The organism is Rubripirellula amarantea (genome assembly GCF_007859865.1).
GTDB classification, from domain to species: domain Bacteria; phylum Planctomycetota; class Planctomycetia; order Pirellulales; family Pirellulaceae; genus Rubripirellula; species Rubripirellula amarantea.
This window is the reverse complement of record NZ_SJPI01000007.1, coordinates 1-4,996: the sequence shown is the minus strand read 5'-3', so window position 1 is coordinate 4,996 and position 4,996 is coordinate 1. Positions and strand designations below refer to the sequence as shown.

Below are 4,996 nucleotides of genomic sequence, written 5' to 3'. Positions count from 1 at the left end.
CCCTCGTTGTTACACACATCTTTGATTCGCTCCAGGTCCGAAAGCGAGCCAGCACGTTGCCATGATGTGCATGGCTTGCAAGCCGATCCACATTGATTGAGGGCCTGGAGGCCCGGTGTTCTTACGGTTGATGTAACCGCCCAGTTCCGCAACGATCTTGGTCATCTCCATTAGCGTCGGAGGCTTGCGAGGTGGGCGACTCTTGCGAACCACCTGCCACACGCTCTTCCACTCAGCTTCGCTATAAACCCGCTCGCATGATTCTTGAGCGTGCGAACGACTGACCCGGCAGACGTAGAGGCTTCGCCACGCGATGATCATGTACAGCGCCAGCGAGGGCAGGAAGCGGTCAATGTGCTCGAAACGACGTGACTCAATCTTGCAGCCACTCTTGAGTACTTTGAAAAAGATCTCAATCATCCAACGCATCAAATAGTACGCAATCACAAGTTCCGCTTGTTGGCGAGTCTTGATCGGCAGGCTTGTCAGCAGCAAGCATTCGATAGGTTCATCGCGTTTGCCCGGGCGCGTTTCGCGAACCAAGACCGCATTGACGGTGACTCCGTCGTAGCGCCCGACGCGAGGATCGTTAAGCGTGATCTGACCGCTATGTATTGACACCTTTACTTCACGAGACTTCCGATCGGCTTTGCCGGGACGATGCTTGATCGTTTCACTGCCCCAGGCGGTTCGGGCGCGAATGTCAAGGGTTTGTTGATAGAGAGCTTTTCGGCCTGCCAGTTCTTCACGGATCGCAATCGTTTGGTCTCGAAACTTCTCCTTGTTCAAAACACGGCTTCCGTCGATTCGAATGACCCAGTCGAAGTCGCTTTGGCTGCGGCAATAGTCCAACACTTCGGTGATATCGCATTCTCGATCAGCCAGCATCACGAGCTGAGTTTTTGGGCACTCGTTCTTGACCTCCGCGCAGTGCTGCGACGTGGTCAGCCAACGATAGGTCTCNTTCTCTTCAAACGGTCTTCTTTGGATTTGAACCCGCTTTTCACTTGAGCCACGTTTGGCTTGAGGCNTGCNCGATTTGGGCTCNCGCGTCCAGGCTTCCGCCGCGACACTCCCCAGCGGTGTGCCGTCGGGCGTGAAAGCATGCAGCAGATGCATGAAGGCTCCGCTACGTCGACCGTGCGCCATCGGTCCGGCACCCTCGACTTCACTGCTCGGCCGAGTCAGGTCCAATTCCGTGGTGTCCTGCACCAACAACGCGACTCTCTGTTGCCTGAGCCGGGCGTAGGTGGCGTCTATGTGGGGTGCTAGCACTTCTTCGAAGCCGACTTTGTCGTTGTCGAAAAAACGATACGCGGCGACCATCTCGGCTCGATCGTGGCAGGCTGCCGGGATGCTCGCCGTTGAGGATTGGGAAAGCGTATCGAGCAGTTCGACCAAGCGACGCTCAAGTCGCTTATCACGAAGATCAGCCGTTTCCATTTCATCCATGACCCACTGACTTGCCATCGCCTGACACCTCCGTGACCAAACAACCTATCCATCCGTGACGCGAACTCAGCAATTTAGCTTGACCCGAAAGATGAGCCAACGTCACAATTGGGCAAATGACAAACTTGTGTGTAACAACAAAGTCGCCGCCGGGTGATTGGTAACGTTATCGCTCCTTAGCATTGACCCGCGAACATTTCGCCAGCGGCGATGGCTCATCTGCTTGATGGTTGCTGTCACCCACGGGGCAGAAGGCTGTTCTGACTCAACCATTTTGATCACCGCTTGAACGTCGGCCGTTTGGTAGCACTTCGATTTGGCGGTCTCCTCAATCACTCGACCAAACCCGCTTCACCTCACAAACTTGTCCTCGGTCCGGATGTTAGACTGTGCTGTAGTGCTACCTTTGCGAATGGCTCTGAAAAAGGCGATAACCAAGGGTTGCACTCGGAGCGGGCGTGTGTCGCTCGTTCGCTTCGCTCTGCCAAACCTCTACCCGCCCGGTGAATCCGGACGTTATCCCACTCAAGTGCTCGATTGCTCGCGACCTCTGCGGGTTCCACCAATTCTGGCCCGACCAATTTTCCGCCTGCGTGATTTGTCATCCGCTTCAACGCGTTGCTTCGCTTCATTTACTTGCGGCCCGAATGGTCGATCGCCTGCGGTTCTCGCTGACTCCCAAGGTTGCGGGAACTGGCAGGGATGCTCGTGTTGGTGATTCCACGTTTTCCACTTTGCTTGCGGCCCCGTCCACGACGTACTGCAACCGCCGGCGACGCTTCTATGGTCACGCTGATCGTTTGTCGCCGGCGATTGCGGAACGTCGTGGACTCATTCGTCGATGCACCGCTTTGATTGCTCGGACTTGCTTGCGGCTGTTTTTCCGTTGGCACGCTTTTCTCCGCTGCCACCCTACGGAAACACCAAGAACGTCGCGATTGGGATCTTTGCCCACTTCTTTACGGCATCCCAATCGCGACGTACTTGGTGTTTCCTCGCCCCTTCGTTTTCGTTTCCATGCTCGGCCAATGCTGAACTTGCTCATGCCTCACGCGGCACGCTATACTCGATCCATGCCGGCGGCGTCCCGCCGATGCCTTGCCCATGCCCGTCGCCTCCTGACGCCTCGCGAAGGGATAACCATGGGATGCACCGGAGCCGGGCTTGCGGGCGTTTTCTGATGGTTACCTTTACTCTCCCGGCCCGGTGATCCCGACCGTTATCCGACTGAAATGCTCGCTTCTATCTGCACTTAGCACCTGTCTCCCATGGTAATCATGAAACTCAAACGATTGTCCCTGCTTGGCTTCTCTTTCGTGCTCTCCTGTTGCTGGATTGCTAGCGGAGAATCACCGCAAACTGGGAACCTCCTGCTCCAAGTAAAGCGTGACCAGATCGCGGACGCACTTGGGGGGTCTCATCCCAGCGTACTCGACGCCGATGCTCGCATTCGGCTTGAGAACGTATCCGGCGAACGCCCTCTGTATCGGACAAACCCGAATCTCAGCGACCCGAAATACCAGCTCAAGAGTGTCGCAAAGGCGTTCAATGAGATTTCTCGTGAAAACGTCAGGCTTAAGCAACGTATCCAGGAACTTGAGACCCAATTGCGTGCGTGCCAAGGGCCTGAAGCCGATTCCAAATGACGTTTACAATCGCGGATAACCATGGGATGCACCGGAGTACGGCTTGCGCGATTTTCTGTGATGGTTGACTTTTCTCTCCGTACCCGGTGATCCCGGGCGTTATCCGGCTGACCCGAGTTCATCGTTAGCATAGCACAGATCACCGACTTTCTCCAGACGGTTGCTCGTATTGATCGTGCTACCCAACGGGCGGAACGCCGCCTGTCTCGCGTTTGTTTGACTGCCACTAACCTCAATTTCAATGATCGGCATTTCCGAAATTCAATGCTCGATTCATCGTATCGCCGTCCCGGCGTTGTTTACTGCTCGCGCAGAACATCCTCGATGGCGACTGGCGACGTTCCGTCGTTGCTTTCCCATGCGGGCCGTCACTGCTTTGCTCGGTCCTCTGCAATTTCGCTATACTCGCTGTCCGCCGGCCGAAAACTAGGACTGGCGATTGTCCCGAACGCCACTTTCGCCTGATAACCATCGGATGCACACGGAGCGACGGTGGTCCGGTTTTCCTTTTTACAAGAACGCGGTTTCCCGTCGCCCGGTGATCCGCAACGTTATCCGACTGAAATCGCTCCGTTTGCTCAGCTACGGCTGACACTCTATACTGTAGCTCTGCCACTAAATTAGGGACCTGCATGCAAACTACTACATCCAACGCGAAAAACGCGGCGACCTTGGTGCTTCAGGGGCTTCCCGATGACGTCACTTGGGAGCAACTGCAATACCACCTTTACGTCCGACAGCAAATTGACCTGGGGCTAGCTGACAGTGACGCCGGGCGACTGCTGGAAACGCCAGACGTCCGCGAGCGTCTCACCGCCGCACAGGCGAAGCACACCGCATGAAACTGCGATGGACTGAAAAGGCGACATCCGATCTCATCGGCGTTTACGATTACATAGCACAAACATCGCCGGAATATGCTGCGTCGGTTTCCGATCGCATTTTTCGACGGCCTGACCCGCAACTAAAACGCTTCCCGAAATCTGGGTCTGTCGTTCCGGAGTATGGTCGCGATGACATCCGCGAAGTGTTCTCGGATTCCTATCGCATCATCCATTTGATCCTTGAGCGCGAGGTTCGGATACTAGCGGTCGTTCACGGATCCGTGACGCTAACCAAAGAACCGCCTGTAAACGGATAACCAACGGTTGCAACGGAGTGGCGGTAGTCGGCTTTTCTGTTTGCTTGCACGTGCACTCCCGCCACCCGCTGAACCGAACCGTTATCCGACTCGGTGCGCGGTCGTTTCGCTTCAACGCTGAACGTCGGTATCCAGACGCTGACGACCAATGGCCGGCCCGTAGACCGTTTGGGCCGTGTCTTGTTTCGCAACGTCGAGCACGTTGCAACGATTCACTCTGGTCGCAGTGTTTCCAAATCATCCATGCTCGAACTCCGCTTCTGCGCTTTTCCCCTTGCTTGCACATCCGGCGACGACGTACCGTATCGGCGACGATCTTTCTTGGTCACGCATCTTCATTGATCGTCGCCGATACGGAACGTCGTCGCCTCCAAGGTGCTTCCCACCACAACTTCGTAGCCAATGCCTGCTGGAACGGACGACCCTGTTGGAACACTTTTCACCGCTTCAACCCCTTGCGGGAACGTCAAATTCGCCGACGACGATTGATTTTGTCCCTTCCGGGCCATCATCGTCGGCGAATTTGACGTACCCGCAACTCCTTCGTTAAACTGGCGTTGCGACTGGACGCTTCGTGAGTGGCAGTCTGCCTCGTAAACTATCGGACGGATAACCAAGACATGCACCGGAGTGGCGCTGGTTGCTTCTTTCGTCTGCTTGCACGTCGTTCGCCGCCACCCTCGTTGTTACACACATCTTTGATTCGCTCCAGGTCCGAAAGCGAGCCAGCACGTTGCCATGATGTGCATGGCTTGCA

4 protein-coding genes are annotated in these 4,996 nt (G+C 55.8%); 3 read left to right on the top strand and 1 reads right to left on the bottom strand.

Going from position 1 to position 4,996, the window contains the following annotated elements; translation table 11 throughout:
- Positions 1-9: 9 nt before the first annotated feature.
- A complete protein-coding gene (locus tag Pla22_RS25075; RefSeq protein WP_456239041.1) occupies positions 10-1,452 on the bottom strand; it encodes an IS4 family transposase in 1,443 nt (480 codons plus the stop codon).
- 1,268 nt (positions 1,453-2,720) lie between these two features.
- Between Pla22_RS25075 and Pla22_RS25070 the strand changes: the two genes are divergently transcribed.
- The 3 genes from Pla22_RS25070 (at position 2,721) to Pla22_RS25060 (ending at position 4,239) form a co-directional block, all read left to right on the top strand.
- Positions 2,721-3,098 carry a hypothetical protein gene (locus Pla22_RS25070; protein ID WP_146517653.1) on the top strand — a complete coding sequence of 126 codons (378 nt, stop codon included), beginning with the start codon at positions 2,721-2,723 and terminating at the stop codon, positions 3,096-3,098.
- Positions 3,099-3,730: 632 nt separating this feature from the next.
- Positions 3,731-3,940, top strand: a complete 210-nt coding sequence (locus Pla22_RS25065; protein WP_146517652.1) for a hypothetical protein — start codon at positions 3,731-3,733, stop codon at positions 3,938-3,940.
- Positions 3,937-4,239: a type II toxin-antitoxin system RelE/ParE family toxin gene (locus tag Pla22_RS25060; protein ID WP_146517651.1), complete on the top strand. Its 303-nt coding sequence runs from the start codon at positions 3,937-3,939 to the stop codon at positions 4,237-4,239. The genes Pla22_RS25065 and Pla22_RS25060 overlap by 4 nt, the downstream gene beginning before the upstream one ends.
- The last annotated feature ends 757 nt before the right edge of the window (positions 4,240-4,996 follow it).